Origin of the sequence: Streptomyces sp. NPDC090032, assembly GCF_044748025.1 — a bacterium.
Lineage (GTDB): Bacteria > Actinomycetota > Actinomycetes > Streptomycetales > Streptomycetaceae > Streptomyces.
Genome location: NZ_JBIVFF010000007.1, coordinates 246,705 through 271,989 on the forward strand (window position 1 = coordinate 246,705; position 25,285 = coordinate 271,989).

Here is a 25,285-nt window from a genome sequence, read left to right on the forward strand (position 1 = left end):
GACGACTTCGGGGGAGCGGAAGCCGCTTGGACGGATTCGGTGACAATCGGTTACCGTTCGCGTGCGACTGGCTACACTGGCGCGGCGCGACACGTCGGGCAGTACGTCCGGCCGCACCCCGGAAGGTCCCTGCATGGCTGCCCGTTCCCAACCGGTCTCTCCTCTCCCCGAGCGGGTCGGCACGCTGCGTGTCAGCGCCCGGCACCTGGCGAACGCCGCCGTCGCGCCGGTGGAGAGAAGCCCCGCGGGATCCGGTGGCGATGTGTGCGGCGCCCTCGAATCCCCTTACGGCACACGCCTGTTGATGGGCGATGTCATGGGCAAAGGTCGCGCGCTCGCCCGCACCGCGGACACCGTCTTACGCGCCTGGCGCGATCTCGCCGCCTGTGAGGCGCGGTTGGAGGGAATCGCCGTACGGCTGCACGCGCTGATCGCGCGCTCGGACGAACCCGACCGCTTCGTCACGGCCACCCTGCTCAGCGTCGAACCCGACGGATCCGCCCAACTGGTCTGCTGCGGACACCCGCCGCCCGTCCTGCTGCGCGACGGCGCCGCCGTCCACGCGGCGGTTCCCGCGCCCGCGCCGCCGCTCGGCCTGCTCGACCTGCACTCCGGCTGGTGCGCCGCCCAGCCGGTGCCGGCCACCGCCTGGGAGTCCATGCTGCTCTACACGGACGGGGTGAGCGAGGCCAGGGACGCGCGCGGAGCGTTCTACCCGCTGGCGGAGCGGGCCGCCGCCCTGGAGAACACGGTCCTCGAGGACTTCACCGACGACCTCGCCGCCGACCTGCTCCGCCATGCGGAAGGCCGGCTCCAGGACGATGCCTCGCTCCTCGCGGTGCGGGTCGCGGCCTAGGTCTTTCCTTCGGGCATGCCGGGCACGCGGCCTGATCCGAACGAAAGACCCTGGTCCGCCGGGGCGCGAGGGTCAGACCTGCAGGATCCCCGCGCCGTCGGACTCGGCCAGGACCTCGTCCGCCAGGGCCCGCGTCGGCTGCCACAGGGTCGTCACCGGCTCCCAGACGCGCAGCCCGCCCGGCTCGGCGAGCGTGGCGGCGGTGAATTTCTTGCCGTGGTGCTCCGGGTTCGCCGACACCATGACGTAGCCGACCGACCGGGCTTCGCTGCCACCGCTCGGGGACAGGGACCGCACGACGGCGTGGGCCGTCTTGCCCGGATCCAGCTTGTACGCGGCGCTGCCGGAGAGCGGGAACGGAACGGCGGCCCCGTCGAGATCGCCGTACGTGACCAGCGGGACGCGGTCCACGAGGCAGGCCTGCGAGGAGTGGTTCTTGACGCTCAGCCGCAGGACGTGGTCCTGGGCCGACGGGGCCGCCCTCAGCGTCAGCGCTTTCTCCGCGCAGGGCTTGAGGGTGGCGGCCGGTGCGGCGGCGGGGTTCGTGGGGCGGGCGTCGGAGGCCGGCGCGGTGGAGGCGAACACGCCGGTGGCGGACACCAGCAGCGCGGCGGCGGAGGCGGCAAGAACGGTGCGAGTGAGCATCAGTCTGGTCTCCCGGCGAACAGTGGCTTTCCCATTTCACCCGAAACAATGCCTAAGGAGCGTATCTCGGATGAAAGCATCTGCCCACGTCACCGCCCAGGCTCCTGCCGTAACCGCAGGTCCGTATGCCGGGGATGGCCGTAGGTGCAGTGCGCGCAAAGATTGCAGTGTGTGCAAGAATCTGCGGCGTGAAGACATCAGGCGCCGCGACGTCGGCGGTCCGCGAGCAGGCGCCGGCCGAGGGGCTCCGCGCCCGGCGACGGCGCCAGACCCGGGCCGAACTGCACGCCGCCACGGTCCGCCTGGCCCGTGAACACGGCCTCGAACACGTCACGGTCGAGATGATCAGCAAGGAAGCCGGCGTCTCCCCGCGGACCTTCTTCAACTACTTCCGCACCAAGGAGACCGCGCTCTTCGCCTGGCCCGGCGGTCTGACGGAGGCCGAGGCGGAGCAGTTCGTCTCCGCGCCCGGCCGCGACCCGGACTCCGTGCTGAGGGACCTCGGCGACGTGTTCGCCACGCACGTGGACGAGATGGCGCCCGGCGCCGGAGCGTTCGAGGACGTCTTCGCCATCGTCGAGAACGTGCCCTCGGCGCTCGGCGCGTTCCTTGCCGAGTGCGACGCGCTCGAACGGGACCTCGCCGGCGCCATCGCCCGCCGCACCGGAGCCGCCCCCGACGGGCAGACCGTCGCGCTGCTCGCGGGGATCGCCATGACCGCCGTACGCAACGGCCTCATGCGATGGGCCCGCGACAAGCAGCACCCCGACGGTCCCGCGGCCTCGGTGCGCGACTCCTTCACCGCCCTGCGCGGCCTCCTCTCACCGGCGCACTCCCCACACGCCACCACGGAACGGGAGGCCTGAGGCGCGGCTCCCGAAGCGCGACCCGGCAGCCGCCCCCACGGCGCCGGTGCGAGCGCTCCCCGCGCAGGCCCCACGCGACTCCCCACCCCAGCCCCGAACACCCCAGAACAATCCCCGGACTCCTCGGGCGGCGACCGCTCGCGCGCCGCGCATCCCATCCCTTCACGTACGGAGACCTGAGCATGACCCACGCCCCCGCACCGGCGGGCACCGATCCCGCCTCTGAGGACGGCATAGCTCCCGCCCCTGAGGACGGCATAGCTCCCGCCCCTGAGGACGGCATGGCCAAGCCGCACAACTTCGGGCTGATCTTCGGCGCTCTGATGCTGACGATGCTGCTCGGCGCGCTCGACCAGACCATCGTCAGCACCGCCCTGCCGACCATCGTCGGCGAGCTCAACGGCATCGAGCACATGGCGTGGATCACCACCGCGTACATCCTCGCCGCCACCATCGGCATGCCGGTCTACGGCAAGCTCGGCGACCTCATGGGCCGCAAGAACATCTTCCTCGCGGGCATCGCGCTCTTCCTGGTCGGCTCCGTGGTCTGCGGGCTCGCCCAGAACATGGGCACGCTCGTCGCCGGCCGCGCCCTCCAGGGCCTGGGCGGCGGCGGCCTCATGATCACCTCACAGGCGATCATCGCCGACCTCGTACCGCCCCGGGAACGCGCCAAGTACATGGCCCCCATGGGCGCCGTGTTCGGTCTCTCCTCGGTCGTCGGGCCGCTGCTCGGCGGCTGGTTCACCGACGAGCACTCGTGGCGCTGGGCGTTCTGGGTCAACCTGCCGCTCGGCATCCTCGCCTTCTTCGTCGCGGCCGTCGCGATCAAGCTGCCGCGCAAGGCCGTCAAGGTCACCCTCGACTACCTCGGCACCGCCCTCATGGCCGCGGCCGTCACCTGCACCGTGCTGTTCGCGAGCTGGGGCGGCACGCAGTACGAGTGGTCCGACCCGCTGGTCATCGCGCTCGGCATCGGCGCGGTCGTCGCCTGGGTGCTGTTCTTCGTCGCCGAGAAGCGGGCCGCCGAGCCGGTCATCCCGCTCCATCTCTTCCGCAGCCCGATCTTCAACGTCGCCACGCTGCTCGGCATGATCGTGATCGGCCTCGGCATGTTCGCGATCGTGGGCTACATGCCCACGTATCTCCAGATGGTCTACGGCAAGACCGCCACCGAGTCGGGGCTGCTGCTCATCCCGATGGTCGTCGGCATCATGGCCACGGCCCTGCCGTCCGGCGCGATCATGAGCAAGACCGGCCGCTACAAGATCTATCCGATCGTCGGCACGGTCATCATCATGCTCGTCGCGTTCCTGATGTCCCGCCTCGACGTGAGCGACCCGGTCTGGCTGGTCTGCCTGTACGTCGGTCTCGCGGGCGCGGGGGTCGGCCTGATGATGCAGACCCTCGTACTCGCCGTGCAGAACGACTTCCCGGGCGCGGAGGTCGGCACCGCCACCTCCGCGAACAACTTCTTCCGCGAGATCGGCGCGACCCTGGGCACCGCCGTCGTCGGCGCGGTCTTCGCCAGCCGCCTCACCGACCAGCTCGCCTCGCGCCTGCCCGCCGACGCCGCGTCGAAGGTCGGCGACAGCGACTCGCTGACGCCCGCCCTCGTACGGGCGCTGCCGGGCGACCTGCGCGCCACCGTCGTGTCCTCGTACCAGGAGGCACTTGTGCCGATCTTCCTGTACCTGGTGCCCGTTTTCGCGGTCGGCCTCGTTCTCGCCTTCGTCCTGAAGGAGAAGCCGCTCGCCGACAACGAGGACTGGCACGCCGAGAACGAGACGCCGCGGCCGGGCGGCGAGGAGAAGGAGCTGGAGCCTGCCGCCGCCGGCTGAGCCGGCGTGAGTGTGTGGCCCAGGGCGCGCCCGTCGGAGATCTCTTCGGCGGGCGCGTTCCGCGTTCCGCGTTCCTTGTTCTGCGTTGTCGGGCTTCGGCGGTGGTGCGGTGTGGTGCGGTGCGGTCGTGTGGTCGTTTCGGTGGGTTCAACTCGTGGGTCGGTGCAGGCAGTTCAGTCCGCGATCCATTCGCCCTCGCGCATCAGCTCCCTGCCCGCCAGCTCGTTCGCCTCGCGCCAGGCCTGCACCCGCTGCGGTGTGACCCGGAAGTAGAGGTACTCCGACGTCTGCCGGCGCGGGTCGAACCCGGTCTTCTCCGCGAACGCGTCACCGACGTCGTCCGGGAGTCCGGCGGCCGTCAGCGTCTGTACCGTGCCCTCGATCATGACGACGTCCCGTGTCGGGCCGACGCCGAGCCGGGCCCGCCCCGTGGTCCGCAGATTGCGTCCCGTCGGGCCGGCCGCAGGGGTGGCGAGCAGCAGCGTCGAACCGTCCCACAGGAACGACAGCGGTACGAGATACGGCGTCGCATCCTCCCCGTCGGCCGTGGCCACCCAAACGTCTTCGTCCCGTTCGAGCCGGTCGAGGGTGTCCTGCTTGCGCTGCTTCGTGGTCCGGGCGGGTGGCATCAGCGTCTCCCTGTCACATCGTGCGGGTTCCCTGGTCACTGTTATGACACGGGCCGGGCCTGGTATGTGACCGATGGGCGAGATCACTCTTCATTCTTCGGTCTTGGTTCTTCCTCGGCTCTTCGTTCTTCGCTCTTCTCGTCCTGGTCATCGGCGTCGTCATCCGCTCATGAATGGCGACATTCGTTGTCCGGATTTCGGGTCATGCTCGAAACCCAGGGCGTGGCGTGGCACGGCGGCCCCGTCCAGCAGCAGCAAGGAGGCGGATTCATGACGCAGGAACCCGGGACCGGAAGTCCCCGGCTGGACGGCAAGGTCGCCCTCGTGGCGGGTGCGACCCGCGGCGCGGGACGGGGCATCGCCGTGGAACTCGGCGCGGCCGGCGCCACGGTGTACGTGACCGGGCGCACCACCCGCGACCGGCGCTCCGAGTACGACCGGCCGGAGACCATCGAGGACACGGCCGACCTGGTGACCGCGGCCGGCGGGCGCGGTATCGCCGTGCCCACCGACCACCTGGAGCCCGCCCAGGTCAAGGCACTCGTCGACCGCATCGCCGCCGAGCAGGGCCGGCTGGATGTTCTGGTCAACGACATCTGGGGCGGCGAGAACCTCTTCGCCTGGGACACCCCCGTCTGGGAGCACGACCTCGACGACGGGCTCCGGCTGCTGCGCCTCGCCGTCGAGACGCACGCCATCACCAGCCACCACGCGTTGCCGCTCCTGCTCCGCAACCCCGGCGGTCTGGTGGTCGAGGTGACCGACGGCACGGCCGAGTACAACCGCGACAACTATCGCGTCTCGTTCTTCTACGACCTCGCCAAGAGCTCCGTCCTGCGCATGGGCTTCGCCCTCGGGCAGGAGCTGGGCCCGCGCGGCGCGACGGCCCTCGCCCTCACCCCGGGCTGGCTCCGCTCGGAGATCATGCTCGGCCACTACGGCGTCACCGAGGACAACTGGCGTGACGCCCTGGAGCGGCAGCCGCACTTCGGCATCTCCGAGACCCCGTTCTACGTCGGCCGGGCCGTCGCCGCGCTCGCCGCCGACCCCGAAGTTGCCCGCTGGAACGGACAGTCGACCTCCAGCGGGGCACTCGCCCAGGTGTACGGGTTCACCGACGTCGACGGGAGCCGGCCCGACGCCTGGCGCTATCTCGTCGAGGTGCAGGATCCCGGCAAGCCGGCCGACGCGAACTCGTACCGCTGACGCCTTGTGGGGTGTGGGGTGCGGGCGGTCGCTCTCAGATCTGCGCCGGCCAGACCTCTGTACCGCCGCCCCGCCACTCGACCAGCTCGGGGTCGTCCAGCCGCGCGTCCTCCAGGCCCGCGCGCCGCAGGAACTCGAGCACGTCCTCCTGCCCGGTGGCCAGCCCGGCGTCCTCGCCGCGGATCGTCACACGGCGGCCGCCGGGCTGGGTGGCATGCACGACGACAGGTGGAAATCCTTCGGGTTCGTCCATAGTCATCAGCTTCCGTGACATGAATCGGCTCCGCACCCGGACGGGGCACCGGCGCTGGACGCGTGGCGTCCGCGATCGGCCGCGGGGGCGGCTTTTTCTCGTTCTCTTTCTTGTTGTCTTTCTCGTTCCGCCAACAATGGCGGAACCCGTGCGCGCGCGGCAGCCACTTCCTGATTCCGCCCAAATCGCCCTGTATGAGCACCAGTCGAGCTCCTGCCACCGGTCACCGGTGCCATCGATGGACCAGTTACGGTGCTGTAGTGGTGATCACTCAGCAGGACAACGGGGAACAGACAGTGACCGGGGCCGCACTGCTCCTTGCGGCCGCCCCGGCGAACAAGAGCTGCCTCATCGACGCGACTTCCGTACTGCCCGCTCTCGCGGCCGTACCGCCCAGTGCCCTGACCGGCACCGCCGCCGCGACCGTCGTCGAACTCGCCGACCCCGTCGATCCGCAGACCGTCCTCACCCGCATCCGCACCGCTGCCGCCGCGCCCGGGTCTCTCGCCCTGTTCGTGACCGGGCAGCTCCATCTGGATCACCGCCAGCGCCTGCTTCATCTCGCCCTGGCCCGTACGACTCCGTCGACCCTGCGCTACACCGCCCTGCCCTGGCACTGGCTCACCGGCGAACTCGCGCTGCGGCGGCCCGACACCACCACGGTGGTCCTCGATCTGGTGGCTGACGGTGAGGCGTGGGAGCAGGTGCGGGGCGGAGGTTTCGGCGTAGGGCCTGGGGTTCGCTTGTTCGGGCGGGTATCGCCGCCGCCTCCGCGCCGTTCTACTGCGGTGCCTGGTTATCTCAAGACCTACGCGTCGATATGGCGCAACGGGCACCGTCCGCCGCTTGCGCATCTTCATGCTCAGGCGGCTGCGGAGGCCGGTCCCGGCGATGCGGTGTTCCTCGTGGCCGATGGTGGGCCGGGGCATGCGCCGGCGGCTGCCCGGTCGGCTGTGCCGCCCGTGGCTCCGGAGGTGGCGGTTCCAGTCGTCGGGCCCGGCCCTGATGCCGATCCGCACCCGGCGATCATTGCCGCCGCGCAGTCCGGGCGGCACGGTGAGGCCGCCGCCATCGCCGCGATGTGGGAGAGCACCGCTCTGCGTACTCATGGCGTGGGGTCGCCCGAGGCGCTCCACTGGCTCGAGGTGCGTGCGGATCTTGCCCGGCTCGCGCAGGATCCTGGGCGCAGTTGCGAACTGTGGACGGCTGCCGCCGAGGCCCGGCTCGCGCGCGGGCAGGTGCCGGGCGAGGAGGACGTCGAGGCCGCCGTGGACCGTGCGCATCATCAGTGGGAGCAGCTTGCCGATCCGGCGCAGGCGCGTGCGCTCGCGGCGTCTCTTACGCGGTTGCGCCGTGCGGTTCCCGGGCGGCGGCCCGGCGCGCTCGAGGCGATCGGCCGGCGTCTCTCGGCGCTGGAGAATGTGCCGGTCACGCCCTGACGGAGGGGTGGAGGTGCGCTGGTGGGCTCTGGTGCGTTGTCGGGTGCCGGCCTGTGCGGGCGTATCCGGGGTGGCGCCGCGTGGTGACCGTGGCGTAGTTCATAGGGCGGACTTCGGGGGTGGGGAATTCCCTTGGGTGGTTCGCCGTTAAACTAGGCAGTGGACGCGGATGGAACTGTGTCCCCGGGCCTCATCTCATGTGCCTGCAAGGACGATCGTTCGGCTGAAGCCTTGTGGAGCCCCCGCCGAGAGGCGACCGCCATCCGCTGCCACTTGGACCGCCCCGGCCGTGATCCCCCGTCACGGTCGGGGCACTTTCGTTTCCGGGATCCTTCCGCAGGACGCGCCGCCCCCTCCCCGCCCACAATGGAGGCAGGGGCCACCGCTGAAGGAGGCGACGTGGACATCGACGATCAAGGGCGGGGAGACGACGTCTACCAGCCCGACGGGTCCGAGGTCCAGGACGACGAGGGTCTCCTCGACCAGGAGGACACCCTGCTCGGCGGCGGCGTCACCGATCCGCTCGACCAGGGCTATTCGCCGCCCGAGCGGCCCTGGGGGGTTGAGCACACCGGTGTCACCTGCACCGAGCAGCGGCTCGGCGAGACGCTCGACGAGCGTCTGTCCGAGGAGATCCCCGACCTGCTGGTGCCCGACGACGACGGCATCGGCGACACCTGGGACACCGACGGCGAACCGCTCGACGACGAGGTGGGAGACACGCGCTCGGGCCGGCTCGTGGCGCCCGGTGAAGGCGTGCGCAGGGACAAGGAGAGTGAGCTGTTCGCCGAGGACGTCGGGATCGACGGTGCGGCCGCGTCCGCCGAGGAGGCCGCCATGCACCTCGTGGAGGACGTCCGCAGAGGGCGTGATCCGCGGCGGGTCACCGACTGACCGTGCGGGAGAGGTGAGCCCGGCTTAGGGTGACGGAAGTCAGCCGACTGCACTGCACCCCTGCGGGAGAGCCAGTGACGCAAACGCAGCCTGTTATGGCGCCGTACTCGACAGCGGCCCTCTTTCTCGTCGTGACCACCGCTCCCGGCGCCGAACTCCGCGTCCGCGACGAGCTCAGTAGCTTGAACGGGCTGCTGCGCTCGGTCTCGTTCCGCTCCCCGGACTCGTTCCTGTCGTGCACCGTCGGGATCGGATCTCTTGTCTGGGATCGGTTGTTCGGCGGGCCGCGGCCTGCGGGGCTGCATCCCTTTCGTGAGCTGAACGGCGATCGGCACCGGGCCGTCGCCACGCCGGGGGATCTCCTTTTTCATGTGCGGGCGCGGCGCATGGACCTCTGTTTCGAGCTGGCCGGCCACATCGTCGGTCAGCTCGGCGACGCCGTGACCGTGGTGGACGAGGTGCATGGCTTCAACTACTTCGACGACCGGGACCTGCTCGGTTTCGTCGACGGCAGCGAGAACCCGACCGGTGACGCGGCGCGCTCTGCCGTGTTCATCGGAGATGAGGACGCCCCGTTCGCGGGCGGCAGTTACGTCGTGGTGCAGAAGTACCTGCATGACATGACTGCCTGGAACGCACTGTCGACGGAGGAGCAGGAGAAGGTCATCGGCCGCTCCAAGGCGGACAACATCGAGATGTCCGACGAGACCAAGCCCGCCGACTCCCACGTCGCCCTCAACACGATTACCGAGGACGGCGAGGAACGGAAGATCGTCCGTCAGAACATGCCGTTCGGGACGCTCGGGCGCGGCGAGTTCGGGACGTACTTCATCGGGTACGCGCGGACCCCCGAGGTCACCGAGCAGATGCTCGAGAACATGTTCATCGGCAGCCCGCCCGGCAATACCGACCGGATCCTCGACTTCTCCACCGCTGTCACCGGAAACCTGTTCTTCGTCCCCAGCGCAGACTTCCTCGACAACCTGCCGGACCCGCCCGCTCTCCGGGACGCAGCACGCGAACTTCCCGCCCCTGCGGTGGTGTCACCGCAGCCCGTCGTCGCCCCGCCCGACGGTTCGTTGGGCATCGGCGGCCTCAAAGGAGCCCCCGCGTCATGAACAATCTGCACCGCGAACTCGCCCCCATCAGCGAAGCCGCCTGGGCGGAGATCGAGCAGGAGGCCGGCCGCACCTTCCAGCGCCATGTCGCGGGGCGCCGCGTCCTCGACGTCACCGGACCCGACGGGCTCGAACTCGCGGCCGTCGGCACCGGGCACCTGCGGTCCGTCACGCCGCCCGCCCCGGGCGTCATGGCACGGCTGCGCGAGGCGCAGCCTCTCGTCGAACTGCGCGTCCCCTTCACCGTCAGCCGCGAAGCCGTGGACGATGTCGCTCGCGGCTCCAACGACTCCGACTGGCAGCCGGTCAAGGACGCGGCCCGCACCATGGCCTTCGCCGAGGACCAGGCGATCTTCGACGGCTACGCCGCGGCGCAGATCGAGGGTGTCCGTGAGCGGACGTCCAACCCGGTGCTGAGTCTGCCCGCCGAACCCCGCGACTACCCCGACACCATCAGCAGGGCCCTCAGTGCCCTGCGCCTCGCCGGCGTCGACGGCCCGTACTCGCTGCTGCTCGGCGCCGAGCAGTACACGGCGGTCAGCGAGACCACCGACCACGGGTTCCCCGTGTCCGGCCACATCGCCCGCCTCCTGGACGGCGAACTGATCTGGGCACCCGCGATCAACGGCGCCTTCGTCCTGACCACCCGCGGCGGCGACTACGAACTCCGCATCGGCCAGGATCTCTCGATCGGTTACACCTCCCACGACGCGAACGGCGTCGAGCTGTACTTCCAGGAGACGCTGACGTTCCTGATGTACACGGATGAGGCGGTTGTCGCTCTGCGGGCGTGATCATCGGGGTCTGTCGACTCAATGTGCCCGGCTGGCCTGCGACGAACTGGGCGTCGCGCCCGCCGAGGCCCTGATGGTGGGTGACCACCCGGCCAAGGACGGCGGGGCCGTCGCCGCGGGGCTGCGCGCCTACGTCCTGCCGGCCGGGGCGGCCCCCGGGGCTCGTCGCGGACTCGACGCCGTGGTCCGCCTTGTCGCTCCGGTCCGGCCCTAGGTCACGTCTGTCCCAGTCCGGGTGCGCCCCACACCGGGAACCAGCGTTCGAGGTCCGGCTCGATGCGGAGGTCGTCTCCGACCACCGCACGTACGCGCAGTTCGAGGGCGTTGTCACGCTTCTCCCCGGGGAGCGGGGCGAAGGGGTAGAACGTGCCCCGCTTGTAGAGGTACACGAGCGCCAGTGAGCGGCCCTCCGCGTCACGGAAGCCGGCCAGGGAGCACAGGAGCTGAGGGCCGAAGCCGTTGCCTTCGAGCGTGGCGTTCACCGCGTGCAGATCGCCGACCAGCGCCGGCAGGTCCGAGGGGGCGCGTCGGGAGAGCAGCCACGTGTAGCCGTATTCGTCCCGGCTGAACTCCGCCGCTTCGCCCCGTTCGGCGTCGGCGTTCAGCAGTGCCCCTACGTCCTGGCGGATCGTGTCGAAGGCCGTCCCCTCGACCGTCGTGAAGCACACCGAGCCGAGGCCGGTCGGCGTGAACCCGGCGGCCGCCTCCAGCGTCACCGCCGCCGCCGGCAGGCCGAAAAGCCGGTCGAGGTCCGGTGGGGCGGGCCTCGTGCGCCCGAGCAGGATGTCCAGGAAGCCCATGCGGATCCCTTCGGGGCTCAGGCCGGGCGCCCGAGGTCGGCGGAGATCGCCGCCAGCTGGTCGAGGCGCTGTTCGAGCGAGGGGTGCGTGGAGAAGAGCCGGGGAAGCGGGGCGGTCCTCGACAGCGCGGGGATGAAGTAGAACGCGTTGAACGCGCGGGCCGTGCGCAGGTCCTTGTTCGGGATGCGGGCGATGTCCCCGTCGAGCTTGGTCAGCGCGGATGCCAGCGCCGACGGCCGGCCGGTGAGCAGCGCCGCGGCCCGGTCGGCGGCCAGCTCCCGGTACCGGGACAGTGCCCGGATGAGGACGAAGCTGATCGCGTAGACGGCGGCCGAGACGCCCACCACCACCGCGAGGACCATCAGGGTGTTCTGGTCGGTCCTGCGGCGGCCGCCGAGCAGCTCGGAGTAGAACGCGAAGCGCACAACGATGCCGGCGATCACGCCGAGGAACGAGGCCACGGTGATCACGGCGACGTCGCGGTGCGCCACGTGGGACAGCTCGTGCGCGAGGACACCCTCCAGCTCATCGGGCTCCAGACGGTGCAGCAGGCCCGTGGTCACGCAGACCACGGCGTGATCGGCGTTGCGGCCGGTGGCGAAGGCGTTCGGCAGATCGGTGCCGGCGATGGCCACCTGCGGTTTCGGCATGTCGGCGGTCGCGCACAGCCGGTCGATCACGCCGTGCAGCTGGGGCTGCTCCTCACGGGTCACGATCCGGCCGTGCATGGCGTACAGGGCGATCCGGTCGGAGAACCAGTACTGCGACCCGAGGAGTCCCGCGGCGATCACGACGACCAGGAGCGTCGACTTGAGCAGGACGAGGAGCGCGCCGACGAAGGCCACGTACAGCAGGCCCAGCAGGAACACGGTGACCAGCATGCGTGCGGTCAGCTGCCGGTCGGCCTTGAACCGGCTCCCTCCGGCCTTCAGAGTGGTTGCCACAGCCGTCACCGCCTTCGCTCCGCAGCGGCACGCCGCCGTACGGGCCGCTCACGCGGAGCGGCGCCGGCGGTGCGCTCACCTTCCACGATGCCACTTACCGGGGGCTCTTCCGACCAGTCGCGCACGGAGCCCGTCAGTTCCTCGTGAGCCCGGGCTCCGTGCGTCCGGCTCGAGCCCTTCTAGAGTGGCCCCATGCCGCCGAGCGAGCACCACGACCAGAGCGCCCCGACACCCGCACTTCCCGTGATGAGAGCGGGCGAGGTGTGGACCGTGGGCGCCGTGATCCTCAATCGGCAGGGGCAGGCCTTCGCGCAGAGGCGCAGCTCCGACCGGCGTCTCTTTCCCGACACCTGGGACATTGTCGGCGGCCATGTCGAGCCGGGCGAGAGTCTCCTCGGCGCGCTGGCCCGGGAGATCACGGAGGAGACGGGCTGGCGGCTACGACGGGTGGGCGCGTTCCTCGGTGTCTCCACCTGGACCGGTGACGACGGTGGTGGCCGACGGCACGAGGCCGACTGGGTCGTCGAGGTCGACGGCGATCTGGCCCACCCCGCCCTGGAGTGGGCCAAGCACTCCGAGTACGGCTGGTTCGGGGCCGACGAGCTGGACCGGCTGAAGGAGAACTGTGGGCCCGGCGAGTTCCTCATCCACGATCTGATCGCCGGCGTCGTGCGCGGCGCCCACCAGGCCGCCCCCTCACCCCTCGTTCGTCCCGAGTACCAGTACCTGGATGGCCAGGACCGCGGCGCCGCGGGCCCACTCGTGGAAGTCGGAGACCTTTGTCTCCAGGGGGACGGGGTCTGCCAGGGGGTGGCGGTTGGCGAGGATCGCCTCGCGGACCACGCCGCCCGCGACGTCGGCGAGGCCCACCCCCTCGCCCGCCAGCAGGATCTTCTCCGGCATCGCGAAGTTGGCGATCTGTGCGACGAGGGTGCCCAGGGCCCGGGCCGCTTCGCCGATCACGCGTGAGCACAGCGGGTCTCCGGACTCGGCGCCGGCCAGGATCTCCTCGTACGTCACGTCCCGGCCGGTGGCCGCGCGGATCTGGTAGCAGATGCTCGGGATGGTCAACAGGGCCATGGCGCTGCCCCGTTCGCCCTCCGGCGTGAGCGGGCCGTTGGTGTTGATGATCCAGCGCTTACCGACGCCGTGGCCGTCCTCGCCGGTACGGACCAGGCGTCCGCCGAGCACGAGACCGTAGCCGATGCCCGCCCCGATGGTGAGGACCGCGAACCGGTCGAGGCCGCGGCCCGCGCCGAACCAGGCCTCGGCCTCGATCAGTGCCGCCACGTCGCTGTCGACGACGACGGGCAGTCCCGTGCGCTCCTCGATCATCCCGGCGAGCGGTACTTCCTCCCAGCCGAGGAACGCGTTCGCGACGACGGTCGCCCGGTGTCGGACCTTGCCGCCCACGCCGATGCCGATTCCGGCGAGGCGCGGGAAGCTCTCCTGAAAACCCGTGGTCATCCGGTGCAGGAGGTCAGCGATCTCCTCCGGATCGTGCGTGTCGAGGGGCTCGGCGCGGCGGGCGACGATCTCGCTCCTGAGCGTGGTGACCACGCCGTAGACCGCGTCCGCCGTGATCTTGAACCCGGCGAAGTTCTGTGACCCGGCGACGATGTCGAGCGGCTGTGAGGGGCGCCCCTGGCGCAGCGATGCCGCCGTCGTGGCGTCCTCGACCAGCAGGCCGGACTCGATGAGCGGCTTCGTCAGTCGGGTGAGGCTGCCGGCGGACAGGCTGAGCCGCTTGGCGAGCTCGCTGCGCGAGAGCGGGCCGTGCGTCAACACCTCGATCGCGACCGCGCGTTCACCGGGGCTCAGGGGCAGCCAGCTCGCGGTACGTGCGCTCATGGGCTCCTCGCGCTGGTTTTGAAGGGGGTGACGTGTGGGCCTGAGTCTGTCACAGCCTGTGACATAGGATTATTCCGGGGCGGAAGCAATGTCAAGGCTCGATCTCGCGTGAGGTGCTCTGGAGAAGGTCGCTGCAGGCCTCTTGACGCGCTGATTGTTCCGCGTCAAAAGTAATCGGCGCGAGGACGAGTCGCGGACGAGGGAGTCTCAGATGACTGTCGCCTCAAGCAGCCCACCCACCCGAGTGCGGCTGTCTGGTGCCGAAGCAGCGAGCAAGAAGACCAAGGACCGGATCAGGGAGCGGGACGGCGGCGGAAACGGCGGGGACGGTGTCCTCGCGGCGGTGTTCATCGCCCCCGCACTGCTCGGTTTCCTGGTCTTCCTGCTCTGGCCCACGCTGCGCGGGATCTATCTGAGCTTCACCCGCTTCAACCTGCTCACACCCGCCGAGTGGGTCGGCCTCGACAACTATGTGCGCATGGTCAACGACCCTATTTTCTGGGGGTCGTTGAAGGTCACCGTCGAGTACGTGATCATCAACATCGGCGTCCAGACGGTCGCGGCGCTCGCCATCGCCGTCCTGATGCAGCGGCTGACGAAGTCGGCGCTGCTGCGCGGCATCGTCCTGACGCCCTACCTCGTGTCGAACGTCGTCGCCGGCATCGTCTGGCTGTGGATGCTCGACACCCAGCTCGGCATCGGCAACCGCGTCATCGGCGGGCTCGGCTTCGACCACATCCCCTTCCTGACCGACGAGGCCTGGGCCATCCCGACCATCGCGCTGATCAACGTATGGCGCCACGTCGGCTACACCGCGCTGCTCCTGTTCGCGGGGCTCCAGGCCATCCCCTCCGACGTGTACGAGGCGGCGAAGGTCGACGGCGCGAGCGAGTGGCGGATGTTCTGGCGCGTGACGCTGCCGCTGCTGCGGCCGGTGCTCGCGGTCGTCCTGATCATGACCGTCATCGGCTCGTTCCAGGTCTTCGACTCCGTCGCCGTGACGACGAACGGCGGGCCCGCCAACGCCTCGAACGTCCTCCAGCTGTACATCTACGGCTCCGCGTTCGGCCGCTTCCAGTTCGGCTACGCCTCCGCCATGTCCGTGGCCCTCCTGGCCGTCCTCAGCGTGATCACCGTCATCCAGTACCGGCTCACCCGCGCCGGACACACCGACCTCGGATAGCGACGAGCGAGAGAAAGGAGCCATCGCCATGGCCGCCGTGACCACCACAGCGCCCCGCGCCCGCGCCCGGCGCAGGATCTCGCCCGGACGCGCCCTCGCCTGGGCCGTGTTGACCGCGATCGTCGTCATCACCCTGGTGCCGTTCTACTGGATCCTGCGCACCGCCCTGTCCTCCAACGCCGGGCTCACCGCCGACCCTTCGTCCCCGCTGCCCACCGGCCTGACAGGCGGCGGCTTCGCCCGGGTCTTCGGGCAGCAGAGCACGAAGGAGGCGCTTGCCCAGGGCGGCGCGGGCGGGTCGATCGACTTCTGGCGCTATCTGCTGAACTCCGTGGTCGTCTCGACCCTGATCACCGTCTGCCAGCTCCTGTTCTCCGCCATGGCCGCGTACGCCTTCGCCCGGCTGCGCTGGCGCGGCAGGGACCGGATGTTCGGGCTGTTCCTCGCCGGGCTCATGGTGCCGACCATCTTCACCCTCCTGCCGAACTTCGTCCTGATCAAACAGCTCGGCCTGGTCGACACCCTGCTCGGGATCGCCCTGCCCAGCCTGTTCATGACGCCCTTCGCGGTGTTCTTCCTGCGGCAGTTCTTCATGAACCTGCCCCGGGAGGTCGAGGAGGCCGCGCTGCTCGACGGCGCCGGCAAGGTGCGGATCTTCTTCCGGGTGCTGCTGCCGATGGCGTCGACCCCGGTCGTCACGCTGGGCGTCCTGACGTACATCACGGCCTGGAACGACTACTTCTGGCCGCTGATGGTGTCGTACAGCGACAGCTCACGTGTGCTCACCGTCGCGCTGAGCATCTTCCGCGCGCAGACGCCGCAGAGCGGCACCGACTGGTCGGGGCTGATGGCGGCGACGCTCGTGGCCGCGCTCCCGATGCTCGTGCTCTTCGGCTGCTTCGCGCGGCGCATCGTCAACTCCATCGGCTTCAGCGGGATCAAGTAGAGAGGCAGGAACCTGATGCGACTGCGTGCCTTCACCGCCCTCGCGGGGGCGCTCGCCCTCTCACTGGTGTCCGGCTGTTCGGCGGGAACCTCCTCCGGCTCCGCCGCGCACACCGTGACGTACTGGCTGTGGGACTCCAACCAGCTGCCCGCGTACGAGGCCTGCGCCAAGGACTTCGAGAAGGAGAACCCGGGCCTCGACGTACGGATCACACAGATGGGGTGGAACGACTACTGGACCAAGCTCACCGCGAGCTTCATCGCCGGTACCCAGCCCGACGTGTTCACCGACCACATCCAGAAGTTCGCCCAGTTCGCCGACCTGGAAGTGCTCGCGCCCCTCGACAAGCTCCCGCACACGAGGAGCATCAAGGACGCGGACTACCAGCCCGGGCTCGCCGCCTCCTGGGTCGGCCAGGACGGGCACCGCTACGGCGCACCGAAGGACTGGGACACCGTCGCGCTCTTCTACAACAAGAAGATGGCGCGCGAGGCCGGACTGACCGCAGGGCAGCTGAACAACCTCACGTGGAACCCCGAGGACGGCGGCACCTTCGAGAAGGCCATCGCGCACCTGACCGTCGACAGGAACGGAGTGCGCGGCGACGAGAAGGGCTTCGACAAGAACCACGTCAAGGTCTACGGCCTCGCCACGAACGACGCGGGAGACGGCGACGGCCAGACCCAGTGGAGCACGTTCGCCGCGTCCATGGGCTGGCGCTATACCGACCAGCCGGCCTGGGGCACCCACTACAACTACGACGACAAGAGGTTCAAGGCCGCGATCGACTGGTACTTCGGCCTCGCCAAGAAGGGCTACCTGCCGCCCCAGAAGGACTTCTCCCAGACCAACGGCCCCGATGTGCAGTTCGGTTCGGGCACGGCGGCGACCTCGCTCAACGGCTCGTGGATGATCAAGACGTACTACGGGTTCAAGGGCATCCAGGCCGGTACCGCCGTCACTCCCGTCGGCCCGAGCGGCAAGCGCGCCACCATGATGAACGGCCTCGCGGACTCCGTCACCAAGAACGCGCGCAACAAGCCGGGTGCCGAGAAGTGGGTGGCCTACCTCGCCTCCCACGCCTGCCAGCGGACGGTCGGCGAGCACGGGATCGTGTTCCCGGCGACCAAGGACGGCACGGCGGCGGCTGTGGCCGCGTACAAGAAGGACGGCATCGACGTCACGGCGTTCACCAAGCCGGTCGCCGACAAGACGACCTTCTCCTTCCCGATCACCAACTACGCGGCGGACGTGTACGCGTTGATGCGGCCCGCCATGCAGGACATCTACGCCAACGACGCGCCCGTCGGCGGCCTCGACCGCACCAACAGCCAGATCAACCTCCTGCTCTCCCAGTGAAGTTCAGTGCAGTTCAGGAAGTCCAGTGCAGCTCAGTGCAGTTCAGTGAAGTTCAGTCTGTGAAGGGATCCTCATGACGTTCTCCATCGGCATCGTCGGCGCCGGGCAGTTCTCCGGGCAGTTCGCCAAACTGTTCCGCGCCCACCCCGGTGTCGGCGACATCCACGTCACGGACCTGCTGCCCGAGCGCGCCGAACAGCTCGTCGCCGCCGAGCGGCTCACCGGCACCTTCCCTTCGTTCGACGCCATGCTGGAGTCCGACACGGTCGACGCCGTGGCGGTCTTCACCCAGCGCTGGACCCACGGCCCGCTCGTCCTGAAGGCGCTGCGCGCCGGGAAGCACGTGTACTCGGCGGTTCCCATGGCGATCACCGAGGACGAGATCGCCGCCATCATCGACGCCGTGCGCGACACGGGGCTGACGTACATGATGGGTGAGACCAGCCAGTACAACCCGGCGACCGTGCACGCCCGCAACCAGATCGCGGACGGCGCCTTCGGGCGGCTCTTCTACGCCGAGGGCGACTACGTCCACGACATGGACCTCGGCTTCTACGACGCCTACCGGTACAGCGGCGGCGACAACTGGAAGGCCACCGCCAGCTATCCGCCCCTGCTCTACCCGACGCACTCCGTCGGCGGCGTGCTCGGCGCCTGGCAGACCCACGCCGTGAGCGTCTCCGCGATCGGTGTGCCCGACGAGCGCGGTGACGGGGTCTTCGACAAGGACGTCAGCCAGTTCGGCAACGACCTGTCGAACGCGACGGCGCTCTTCGAGGTCGCGGGCGGCGGCTCGTTCCGTACGAACGAGTTCCGCCGGGTCGGCTATCCCTCGCACATCCGCGAATCGCGATTCCGCTTCTTCGGCACGGACGCCAGCATGGAGCAGCTGGCCACGGTCAGCTTCTGGCAGGACAAGAAGGGCGTGCAGGACATCTCGGAGCTCCTCCAGCCCAAGCCGACCCTGCCTGCCGACGACCCCTCGCTCCAGCACATCGCACCCGCCCTCAGGGACGCGTTCACCTCCGGATCGGCGCCCGTGCACGACCGCGCCCGGCTGCCCCGCGAGTTCGACCACATGCCCAACGGTCACGAGGGAAGCCACCACTTCCTCGTCGACGACTTCGTCACCGCCGTCGCCACGAGGACCCTGCCGTCGGTGAACGCCTGGGTCGCCGCCCGCTACACGATGCCCGGCATCGTCGCCCACGAGTCGGCCCTTCGCGGGGGTACACGCCTGGACATCCCGGACTTCGGGGACGCTCCCAACTCCCTCTGAACCAGGGGGACGGGGGATAAGGGGGAGGCGGTTGCGAGCCCCCGGTGCGTCAGGAGTAGGGTGCGCGCACTGTCACACGGGGCGAAACATCGCGGAGGAAAATTCTGTGGCTGAGAACAAGAAGACGTGGCGGGCATCGGGCGCCCTCATAGCGGCCGCCACGGCCGGTGCGTTCGGCGTGGGGCTCTTCGCGAGCCCGGCGCAGGCGCACACCCCCGTGTGGGAGGTGACCTGCTCGCAGGTCAGCCTCGACCTGACCAACTACGGGTCGCGGTCCGAGAACACGGTGAATGTCACGGTGGACGGAAAGGACCTGCTGCCCACCGAGAAGTTCCAGAACGACTTCCACAAGAAGCTGGACCTGCCTGAGCACAGCAAGGAGCTCACGGTCCGCCTGGTCGTGAAGGCCGGCGACGGCGACCAGTATTCGCGCGACGAGGAGAAGACGGCCCCGGTGTGCGAGGGCAGCACGCCCAAGCCGTCGGACACGCCGAAGCCGACTCCGACTCCGTCGAAGCCTGCCGACACGTCGACTCCCACGCCGAGCGACAAGCCCAGCACGGCGACGAGCTCCGCTGCCGCGGTGCCCTCGTCCAAGCCGAGCCCCGACTCCGGTGACCTCGCCGAGACGGGCTCGTCCAGCGCCACGCCGCTCATCGCCGGGGCGGCCGCCGTGGTGATCGTCGCGGGTGGCGGTCTTGTGTGGGCGACGCGCAAGCGCCGCAGCGCCGCTCAGGGCTGAGAACATGTGCGGGGGCGGGCCGTTCCTGGTCCGCCCCCGCACGCATGTCCGAGCACGGAGGTGAGGTGGCCATGACGGCCGTCGGCGAGGGGCGCCCCCCGGAGGACCGGAGCGCTCTGGTCATCACCCTGCCCATGGCGAACCCACTGCTCGAAGCGGTGGCGGAGGTCAGCCCCGCGCTGGTGAGAAAGGGCCTGCCCGCCCATGTCTCGCTGCTCTACCCGTTCCTGCCCGCGGCGGAGCTGACGGCGGAGGTCGACGCAGAGGTGCGCGATCTCGCGGCGTCACTGCCCGCGGTCGAGACTGATCTGAAGGACTTCGTGACGGCGCCGCGTTTCGTCGCCGTGCCCGTGCCCGCGCTGCAGGCCGTGGCCGACGCGTTCTGCGCCCGCTGGCCGCACATCGCACCGTACGGCGGCCGGTTCGGGGAGCGTCCCGAGCCGCATGTCACGCTGGCGACGGGGGCCACGGACGAGGAGGCGGAGCTCGTGCGGGACCGGGTGCGGCCGCTGCTTCCGCTGCGTGTGGTGGCCTGGCGGGTCGATCTCGTGGTCCGTACCGACCGGGACTGGCGGCTGCGCCTCACGGCGCCGTTCGCCGCCAGCCCCTGAACGACTACTGCTGGTACGGGTTCTGCCCGAGCGGCTGGCCCGGCTGCTGCTGGCCCTGAGCCGGGTAACCGGCGGGCGCGGCGGCCTGCGCGAGCAGCGCCTCCGCCTGCTCCTTGGCGAGGTGGTGCTCGATCCCGCAGAACGTGCACTGCGAGCGGTACTTGCTCGAGATGGGGAACAGCGGCACGAAGAACAGCGTGAACTTCGTGACGTACTTGCGCAGCGCGTGCGCCGCGGGATTCCCGCAGTTGCCACAGACGAACGTGAGCATCGCGAGCTGGTACAGATATCCCCGCGTACCGAAAATGATCATTGATGGCCCCTCCCGACCGGCGGCCCGCCGGCACATGAGCGGCGGTACACCGCCATCGTAAACGGAGCACGCCGGGGCGGGTCCGGCGCAGTGGCCCTCAGGAAGTGTCGAGGTCCAGGGCCTTCGTCAGCGCCGCCATCGCGGCCACCTGGTCCCCGAGACGATGCCCGTCGTCGCCAGTCCCGGCGGGGAGCCGTGGCCGCTCGGACAGGGACACGCTGTCGAACCCGAACCGCTCGGCGGCCCGCGCCACTTCGGCGATGGCCTCGGGGCCTGCGGCGCCGGAACTCATCGCGTGAACGCGGCAGCGGCGGGACGCGGGACGATCTCGCCCGATTGCATGTTTCGGTGCGGACGATGGATCGTTGGTTGCGTTCTTGACAGAAGAGTTTGCCCCCATGAGCATCGTTGTGCTTTCACCGACCGGTGAAGGTCATCCGAACGATGGAGGGGGTTTACGAATGTCCGCGATCGTTTCCACGCTCAAGCACACCAAGTACGTCATGGGTTCGCTGGCGGCGGTGCTCTTCACCAACTGCCCCAGCTGACGCGGCGACGGGGCGGGCGGCGACGGCCGCCCGCCCCGTCTCTTTGCTGGTTCAGGGCGTCACGGTTCACGGTGCGCGATGTGTCGGAGGCGGGGGAGGAACCATGTTCGACGCGGGGATCCGGCAGTTCCGAATGGCGCTGGCGATGGTGCTCGGCCGCCCCATCGACGTACGGTCCGCCGAGCGGCTGGTCGAGGACGCCCTGGCGACGATCGCCGAGTTCGGCTCGCCGGGAGAGGATGTCGAGCAACTCCTGCGGGGCGCGGCCGCCGACCCGCAACTGCGTGCCGACCTGACGAACAAGGCCCTGCGCCGCACCGCCAGGCGACTGGCCGACAAGTCACCTTTCTATGCCGAGCACTTCGAGGCCGCGGGCGTCGACCCCGCCACGCTGACCGTCGACACCATGGGCAGCGTCCCCGTCACCACGAAGACGGACCTCGTCAAGCGGTCTCGCGACTTTCTGTGCGGCGAGCCGTTCCTCGCCTCGCGCACCACCGGCACGACGGGCCGCCCCGCCGAGGTCTGGTACTCCCGTTACGAGGAGCGGCTGTGGCCCGCTCTGGTCGCTCTCTCGCAGGTCCTGCGCGGCAATGTACGCACCACGGACCTCGTCCAGTTCAACGTCAGCTCCCGCGCCACCGGCACCGCGTACGCGGAGATGCAGGTGGCCCGCATGGCCGGGGCCGCGATCCGCATGGTCGGCCTGGTGCCCCCCGTCGAGACCCTCGACCTCACCGTCGGCACCGACGCCCCCGCCCCGACCCTGATGGTCACCTACCCGAGCTATCTGGGCCAGTTGGTCGTCCTCGCGCGTGAACGGGGCCTCGGGCCCGCCGACTTCCGACTGCGGCGTATCAACGTGGGGAGCGAGGTCCTGTCGCCGGCCCTGGCCTCCGCCGCCGAGGAGACCTTCGGCGCTCCGGTCCACGACGGTTACGGCATGACCGAGGTGACTCCGGTCGCGGGCGCGATCTGCGCGCAGCGGCATCTGCACATCGACGCCGGGATCGGCCTCGTCGAGGTGTGCGACCTGGAGACCGGGGAGCCGGCCGAGCCCGGTGCGCTCGGCACCATCGTCGCCACCCCGTTCTTCCCGTACCGGGAGTGCATGCCGCTCTTCCGTTACGACACCCGCGATCTCGTGCGGCGCCTGCCCGACGTGCCTCTCACCTGCGAGATGGCGAACGTCCCGGCCACCTCGCACATTCTCGGCAAGGCCGACCATGTGCTGAGCACCGGCGCCGGGGCCGTGATGCCGCGCGACATCATCGAGGTCCTCGACGCCCTGCCGGGCGTCCGGTGGCCCATGCGCTACCGGACCGACGTCACCGACGGCCGGCTGCGGCTGGAACTCGCCGCCGCGTGCGCCGGGGACAACAGTCCGTCCGACATCGCCGGCCGCCTTGCCGAGGCCGGCATCGACGCGACCGTCGCCCTCACCGACGCCGAAGGACACCAACTGCGGCGGTACCGCTGCGACTTGGTCGAGCACAGCTTCGCCGGGAGGGCCTCGTGAGCGTCGCACAGTCCGTGTTCTTCACCCTCGTCACGCTGGGCATCGCCGTGGGCGTCTCGCTCGCCGGTGTCGCGTACTTCCGGCTCGTCACCCTGCCGCGGCCGGCAGTCGGAGCCTTCAACGGCAACGACATGGTCATCATGATGGGCTTCGTCGTCGCCCTGCCGTTCCTCTACCTGGCCCTGCCCGGTGCGCTCCTGCCGCCCGTCCTCGGCCTCACCCTGGCGGGCGGCCTCGCCGTCGCCTACGGCCCCGTGGTCCGAAGCGCCCGGCTCCGGTGGCTCCTCATCGCCGCGCTCCTCGCGGCCGACTGGTTCGCCGCGCGCACCGCCGAACACGACCCGACCCATGCGCTCCCGTACTGGCTGATCAACAGCACCGTCATCATGCTGATGGCGGTCGGGGCCGCCAATCTCAATGCCCAGGGCGGTCTCCGCCTGCGGCACGTCGCCCGGTTCGCGCTCGCCCTCGCCGCGTACGACCTGTTCTTCGCCACGGCCGTGCCCATCACGCAGCGGCTCTTCGACGCTGTGCAGGGCTACGCCTTCGCGCCCTCCGCGGGCCTGCGCGTCGGAGACCTCGGCGCGGTGCTCGGTATGGGGGACCTCCTCGTGTACGCCCTCTACAGCACCGTCGCGTACAAGGCCTACGGGCGGTCCGGTCTCGCCACCGCTCTCGGTCTCGTCGCCGTGTTCGGCGCGCTGCTGCCGACCCTCACACCCGTCACGGTCGAGGCGCTCACCGGGCATCTCCCCGAGATCGTGCCCGCGCAGATCTTCTTCGGGCCCGCCGCGTTCGTCGGTCATCTGGTGCTGCGGCGGCGTGGACCCGAGCGCCGCATGGCGGACGTTCGCCCGCCCGCTCCGACGCCGGCCTCCGTGGCCGCGTAGACCGCAGACGTGCACGCCCCTCGCCGTGGTCGAGACCGTCGTCGCCGGAGTCGTCGCGGCGCTCGGTGACGACGCGCAGGCGCGCCTGCGGCACACCGAGGAGATCGCGCGGCGTATCGGTCCGCAGTGACCCGGGGCGACGGTTCGTGGTGACGCGGACCGACGTCTCGCCATGCCTGTCGAGGTATCGGATTGCCATGTACTGTTCAACAATGCGTGGCCCACCCCACTCACGGGCGACGTTCTACGCGCGCAGACTCGGCGCCCGCACCGCCTTCTCCCCACCCCTCCAGGAGGTATGACGGATGCTCAGATCCATCGGGACCCGCCGCCGCATCGCGTGTGCGGCGGGCGTGTTCGGGATGCTTCTCGCCGGTGTCACGGTCGGTTCGGCCGCCACCCCGGCCACCGCCGCGACGCCCCACCGTGTGCTCTTCGACAACACCAAGGCCGAGACGGCGGGCAACGCCGACTGGATCATCGGCACCAGCCAGCCCGACCCGCTCGGCCAGGACGCCACCCCGTCCGCCGAGAACGACTGGACGGGCGCGCTCTCCGCATGGGGCGTGGGCCTCCAGAAGACCGGCGACTACGCGCTCAAGACGCTGCCGGCCGGTAACTCCATCAGCTACGGGACCTCGTCCGCCCTGGATCTCAAGAACTTCGACACGTTCGTGCTGCCCGAGCCGAACGTGCTGCTCAGCGCGGCGGAGAAGACCGCCGTCATGAAGTTCGTCCAGAACGGCGGCGGCCTCTTCCTCATCTCCGACCACACCGGCGCGGACCGCAACAACGACGGCAACGACGCGGTCGAGGTCATCAACGACCTCATGACGAACAACTCCGTCGACTCCACCGACCCGTTCGGCTTCTCCGTCGACACCCTGAGCATCAGCACCGACAACCCGAAGGCCATCACCTCGGCCACCGACCCCGTCATCAACGGGTCGTTCGGCAAGGTCGGCGGCAGCATCATCCGCAGCGGCACCACCGCCACGCTCAAGCCGGCCGACAACTCCTCGGTCAAGGGCCTCGTCCACCGCACCGGCTCCTCCGGCAATACGGGTGCCTTCTTCGCCACCAGCGCGTTCGGCAGCGGCCGCGTCGCGTTCTGGGGTGACAGCTCCCCGATCGACGACGGCACGGGCCAGTCCGGCAACACCCTCTACGACGGCTGGAACGACCCCGCGGGCACGAACGCGCCGCTCGCCCTGAACGCCACCGAGTGGCTCTCCGGAGCCACCGGCAGCAGCGGGGGAGGCGGCGGCACCTGCACCGCCGCCCAACTGCTGGCCAACCAGGGCTTCGAGTCGGGCAGCACCACCTGGACCGCCTCCAGCGGCGTCATCACCGACGACACCGGCGAACCCGCCCGTACCGGCATCTACAAGGCATGGCTGAACGGTTACGGCTCGGCCCACACCGACACCCTGTCGCAGACGGTGAACATCCCGACCGGCTGCGCGGCCACCCTCAGCCTCTACCTCCACATCGACACGGCCGAGACCACCATCACTACGGCGTACGACACGCTCAAGGTCCAGGTCCTGGGCAGCGGAGGCACGGTCCTCTCCACGCTGGGCACGTACTCCAACCTCGACGCGGCCTCGGGCTACGCGCTCAAGACGTTCGACCTGGCCGCGTACGCGGGGCAGGCGGTGACCGTGAAGCTGACCGGCACGGAAGGGTCCACCCTGCAGACGTCGTTCGTCGTCGACGACACGTCGCTCAGTGTGAGCTGACCGGCCGCAGGTTGCCC

28 protein-coding genes and 1 pseudogene are annotated in these 25,285 nt (G+C 69.9%); 20 read left to right on the forward strand and 9 right to left on the reverse strand.

Features of this window, described 5'->3' with window-relative positions; translation table 11 throughout:
- The first annotated feature begins 133 nt into the window (after window positions 1–133).
- Entirely contained in the window at window positions 134–856 is a 723-nt protein-coding gene (locus ACIPWY_RS19300; RefSeq protein ID WP_362902784.1) for a PP2C family protein-serine/threonine phosphatase, read from the forward strand.
- 72 nt (window positions 857–928) lie between these two features.
- Here ACIPWY_RS19300 and ACIPWY_RS19305 read toward each other — a convergent pair whose 3' ends face one another.
- A complete protein-coding gene (locus ACIPWY_RS19305) occupies window positions 929–1,501 on the reverse strand; it encodes a DUF4232 domain-containing protein (protein WP_393700738.1) in 573 nt (190 codons plus the stop codon).
- 188 nt (window positions 1,502–1,689) lie between these two features.
- On the opposite strand from ACIPWY_RS19305, the gene ACIPWY_RS19310 reads away from it, so the two are divergent.
- On the forward strand, window positions 1,690–2,367 hold the full coding sequence (locus ACIPWY_RS19310; protein WP_393700740.1) for a TetR/AcrR family transcriptional regulator: 678 nt from the start codon (window positions 1,690–1,692) through the stop codon (window positions 2,365–2,367).
- A gap of 182 nt (window positions 2,368–2,549) precedes the next feature.
- A complete protein-coding gene (locus ACIPWY_RS19315; RefSeq protein ID WP_401534005.1) occupies window positions 2,550–4,208 on the forward strand; it encodes an MDR family MFS transporter in 1,659 nt (552 codons plus the stop codon).
- Between the two features lie 173 nt (window positions 4,209–4,381).
- On the opposite strand, the gene ACIPWY_RS19320 is transcribed toward ACIPWY_RS19315, so the two are convergent.
- Window positions 4,382–4,837 (reverse strand): pyridoxamine 5'-phosphate oxidase family protein, encoded by a 456-nt coding sequence (locus ACIPWY_RS19320; protein WP_362902789.1) that lies wholly within the window; start codon window positions 4,835–4,837, stop codon window positions 4,382–4,384.
- A gap of 270 nt (window positions 4,838–5,107) precedes the next feature.
- On the opposite strand from ACIPWY_RS19320, the gene ACIPWY_RS19325 reads away from it, so the two are divergent.
- On the forward strand, window positions 5,108–6,043 hold the full coding sequence (locus ACIPWY_RS19325) for an SDR family oxidoreductase (RefSeq protein WP_362902790.1): 936 nt from the start codon (window positions 5,108–5,110) through the stop codon (window positions 6,041–6,043).
- A 34-nt stretch (window positions 6,044–6,077) separates the two neighbouring features.
- Here ACIPWY_RS19325 and ACIPWY_RS19330 read toward each other — a convergent pair whose 3' ends face one another.
- Entirely contained in the window at window positions 6,078–6,296 is a 219-nt protein-coding gene (locus ACIPWY_RS19330) for a hypothetical protein (protein WP_362902792.1), read from the reverse strand.
- Between the two features lie 62 nt (window positions 6,297–6,358).
- On the opposite strand from ACIPWY_RS19330, the gene ACIPWY_RS19335 reads away from it, so the two are divergent.
- From ACIPWY_RS19335 to ACIPWY_RS19355, 5 genes are all read left to right on the forward strand, one after another.
- The gene (locus tag ACIPWY_RS19335; RefSeq protein WP_401534008.1) at window positions 6,359–7,735 is read left to right on the forward strand and encodes a hypothetical protein; all 1,377 of its coding nucleotides are present in this window, start codon (window positions 6,359–6,361) and stop codon (window positions 7,733–7,735) included.
- Between the two features lie 405 nt (window positions 7,736–8,140).
- The gene (locus tag ACIPWY_RS19340) at window positions 8,141–8,629 is read left to right on the forward strand and encodes a DUF5709 domain-containing protein (protein WP_362903368.1); all 489 of its coding nucleotides are present in this window, start codon (window positions 8,141–8,143) and stop codon (window positions 8,627–8,629) included.
- 95 nt (window positions 8,630–8,724) lie between these two features.
- Window positions 8,725–9,747 (forward strand): Dyp-type peroxidase, encoded by a 1,023-nt coding sequence (locus tag ACIPWY_RS19345; protein WP_393701169.1) that lies wholly within the window; start codon window positions 8,725–8,727, stop codon window positions 9,745–9,747.
- On the forward strand, window positions 9,744–10,541 hold the full coding sequence (locus ACIPWY_RS19350; protein ID WP_362902796.1) for a family 1 encapsulin nanocompartment shell protein: 798 nt from the start codon (window positions 9,744–9,746) through the stop codon (window positions 10,539–10,541). The genes ACIPWY_RS19345 and ACIPWY_RS19350 overlap by 4 nt, the downstream gene beginning before the upstream one ends.
- Window positions 10,522–10,755: a hypothetical protein gene (locus ACIPWY_RS19355; RefSeq protein WP_401534010.1), complete on the forward strand. Its 234-nt coding sequence runs from the start codon at window positions 10,522–10,524 to the stop codon at window positions 10,753–10,755. Before ACIPWY_RS19350 ends, ACIPWY_RS19355 begins: the two co-directional genes overlap by 20 nt.
- 1 nt (window position 10,756) lies before the next feature.
- Here the strand turns inward: ACIPWY_RS19355 and ACIPWY_RS19360 are convergent, their stop codons facing one another.
- Together ACIPWY_RS19360 and htpX are read right to left on the reverse strand one after the other, a co-directional pair.
- Window positions 10,757–11,341, reverse strand: a complete 585-nt coding sequence (locus ACIPWY_RS19360) for a hypothetical protein (protein ID WP_401534012.1) — start codon at window positions 11,339–11,341, stop codon at window positions 10,757–10,759.
- A gap of 17 nt (window positions 11,342–11,358) precedes the next feature.
- Window positions 11,359–12,285, reverse strand: coding sequence for a zinc metalloprotease HtpX (gene htpX / locus ACIPWY_RS19365; protein ID WP_362902802.1), 927 nt, complete (start codon window positions 12,283–12,285; stop codon window positions 11,359–11,361).
- A 246-nt stretch (window positions 12,286–12,531) separates the two neighbouring features.
- On the opposite strand from htpX, the pseudogene ACIPWY_RS19370 reads away from it, so the two are divergent.
- A pseudogene (locus ACIPWY_RS19370) lies at window positions 12,532–12,843 on the forward strand (NUDIX hydrolase); the annotation flags it as partial.
- Here the strand turns inward: ACIPWY_RS19370 and ACIPWY_RS19375 are convergent.
- Together ACIPWY_RS19375 and ACIPWY_RS19380 are read right to left on the reverse strand one after the other, a co-directional pair.
- The gene (locus ACIPWY_RS19375) at window positions 12,724–12,969 is read right to left on the reverse strand and encodes a hypothetical protein (RefSeq protein WP_393701191.1); all 246 of its coding nucleotides are present in this window, start codon (window positions 12,967–12,969) and stop codon (window positions 12,724–12,726) included. The pseudogene ACIPWY_RS19370 and the gene ACIPWY_RS19375 overlap by 120 nt on opposite strands.
- A gap of 12 nt (window positions 12,970–12,981) precedes the next feature.
- The gene (locus ACIPWY_RS19380) at window positions 12,982–14,136 is read right to left on the reverse strand and encodes an ROK family protein (RefSeq protein WP_393700749.1); all 1,155 of its coding nucleotides are present in this window, start codon (window positions 14,134–14,136) and stop codon (window positions 12,982–12,984) included.
- Between the two features lie 211 nt (window positions 14,137–14,347).
- Between ACIPWY_RS19380 and ACIPWY_RS19385 the strand changes: the two genes are divergently transcribed.
- The 6 genes from ACIPWY_RS19385 (at window position 14,348) to ACIPWY_RS19410 (ending at window position 20,256) form a co-directional block, all read left to right on the forward strand.
- On the forward strand, window positions 14,348–15,319 hold the full coding sequence (locus ACIPWY_RS19385) for a sugar ABC transporter permease (RefSeq protein ID WP_362902806.1): 972 nt from the start codon (window positions 14,348–14,350) through the stop codon (window positions 15,317–15,319).
- A gap of 28 nt (window positions 15,320–15,347) precedes the next feature.
- Window positions 15,348–16,265: a carbohydrate ABC transporter permease gene (locus ACIPWY_RS19390; RefSeq protein WP_393700751.1), complete on the forward strand. Its 918-nt coding sequence runs from the start codon at window positions 15,348–15,350 to the stop codon at window positions 16,263–16,265.
- Between the two features lie 15 nt (window positions 16,266–16,280).
- On the forward strand, window positions 16,281–17,624 hold the full coding sequence (locus tag ACIPWY_RS19395) for an ABC transporter substrate-binding protein (RefSeq protein WP_393700753.1): 1,344 nt from the start codon (window positions 16,281–16,283) through the stop codon (window positions 17,622–17,624).
- Between the two features lie 73 nt (window positions 17,625–17,697).
- The gene (locus ACIPWY_RS19400; protein ID WP_393700755.1) at window positions 17,698–18,903 is read left to right on the forward strand and encodes a Gfo/Idh/MocA family protein; all 1,206 of its coding nucleotides are present in this window, start codon (window positions 17,698–17,700) and stop codon (window positions 18,901–18,903) included.
- A gap of 106 nt (window positions 18,904–19,009) precedes the next feature.
- Window positions 19,010–19,645, forward strand: coding sequence for an LAETG motif-containing sortase-dependent surface protein (locus ACIPWY_RS19405; protein ID WP_362902814.1), 636 nt, complete (start codon window positions 19,010–19,012; stop codon window positions 19,643–19,645).
- 44 nt (window positions 19,646–19,689) lie between these two features.
- On the forward strand, window positions 19,690–20,256 hold the full coding sequence (locus ACIPWY_RS19410) for a 2'-5' RNA ligase family protein (protein ID WP_362902816.1): 567 nt from the start codon (window positions 19,690–19,692) through the stop codon (window positions 20,254–20,256).
- A 4-nt stretch (window positions 20,257–20,260) separates the two neighbouring features.
- On the opposite strand, the gene ACIPWY_RS19415 is transcribed toward ACIPWY_RS19410, so the two are convergent.
- Window positions 20,261–20,569 (reverse strand): zinc-ribbon domain-containing protein, encoded by a 309-nt coding sequence (locus ACIPWY_RS19415; protein WP_362902818.1) that lies wholly within the window; start codon window positions 20,567–20,569, stop codon window positions 20,261–20,263.
- Window positions 20,570–20,666: 97 nt separating this feature from the next.
- On the reverse strand, window positions 20,667–20,861 hold the full coding sequence (locus tag ACIPWY_RS19420; protein WP_362902820.1) for a hypothetical protein: 195 nt from the start codon (window positions 20,859–20,861) through the stop codon (window positions 20,667–20,669).
- A 106-nt stretch (window positions 20,862–20,967) separates the two neighbouring features.
- On the opposite strand from ACIPWY_RS19420, the gene ACIPWY_RS19425 reads away from it, so the two are divergent.
- The 4 genes from ACIPWY_RS19425 to ACIPWY_RS19440 all read left to right on the forward strand — a co-directional run bounded on the left by ACIPWY_RS19425 (window position 20,968) and on the right by ACIPWY_RS19440 (window position 25,268).
- The gene (locus ACIPWY_RS19425; protein ID WP_362902822.1) at window positions 20,968–21,117 is read left to right on the forward strand and encodes a hypothetical protein; all 150 of its coding nucleotides are present in this window, start codon (window positions 20,968–20,970) and stop codon (window positions 21,115–21,117) included.
- A 103-nt stretch (window positions 21,118–21,220) separates the two neighbouring features.
- A complete protein-coding gene (locus tag ACIPWY_RS19430; RefSeq protein ID WP_362902824.1) occupies window positions 21,221–22,636 on the forward strand; it encodes an AMP-binding protein in 1,416 nt (471 codons plus the stop codon).
- A complete protein-coding gene (locus tag ACIPWY_RS19435) occupies window positions 22,633–23,526 on the forward strand; it encodes a hypothetical protein (protein WP_393700763.1) in 894 nt (297 codons plus the stop codon). The genes ACIPWY_RS19430 and ACIPWY_RS19435 overlap by 4 nt, the downstream gene beginning before the upstream one ends.
- 305 nt (window positions 23,527–23,831) lie before the next feature.
- Window positions 23,832–25,268 carry a hydrolase gene (locus ACIPWY_RS19440; protein ID WP_401534018.1) on the forward strand — a complete coding sequence of 479 codons (1,437 nt, stop codon included), beginning with the start codon at window positions 23,832–23,834 and terminating at the stop codon, window positions 25,266–25,268.
- Window positions 25,269–25,285: the final 17 nt, after the last annotated feature.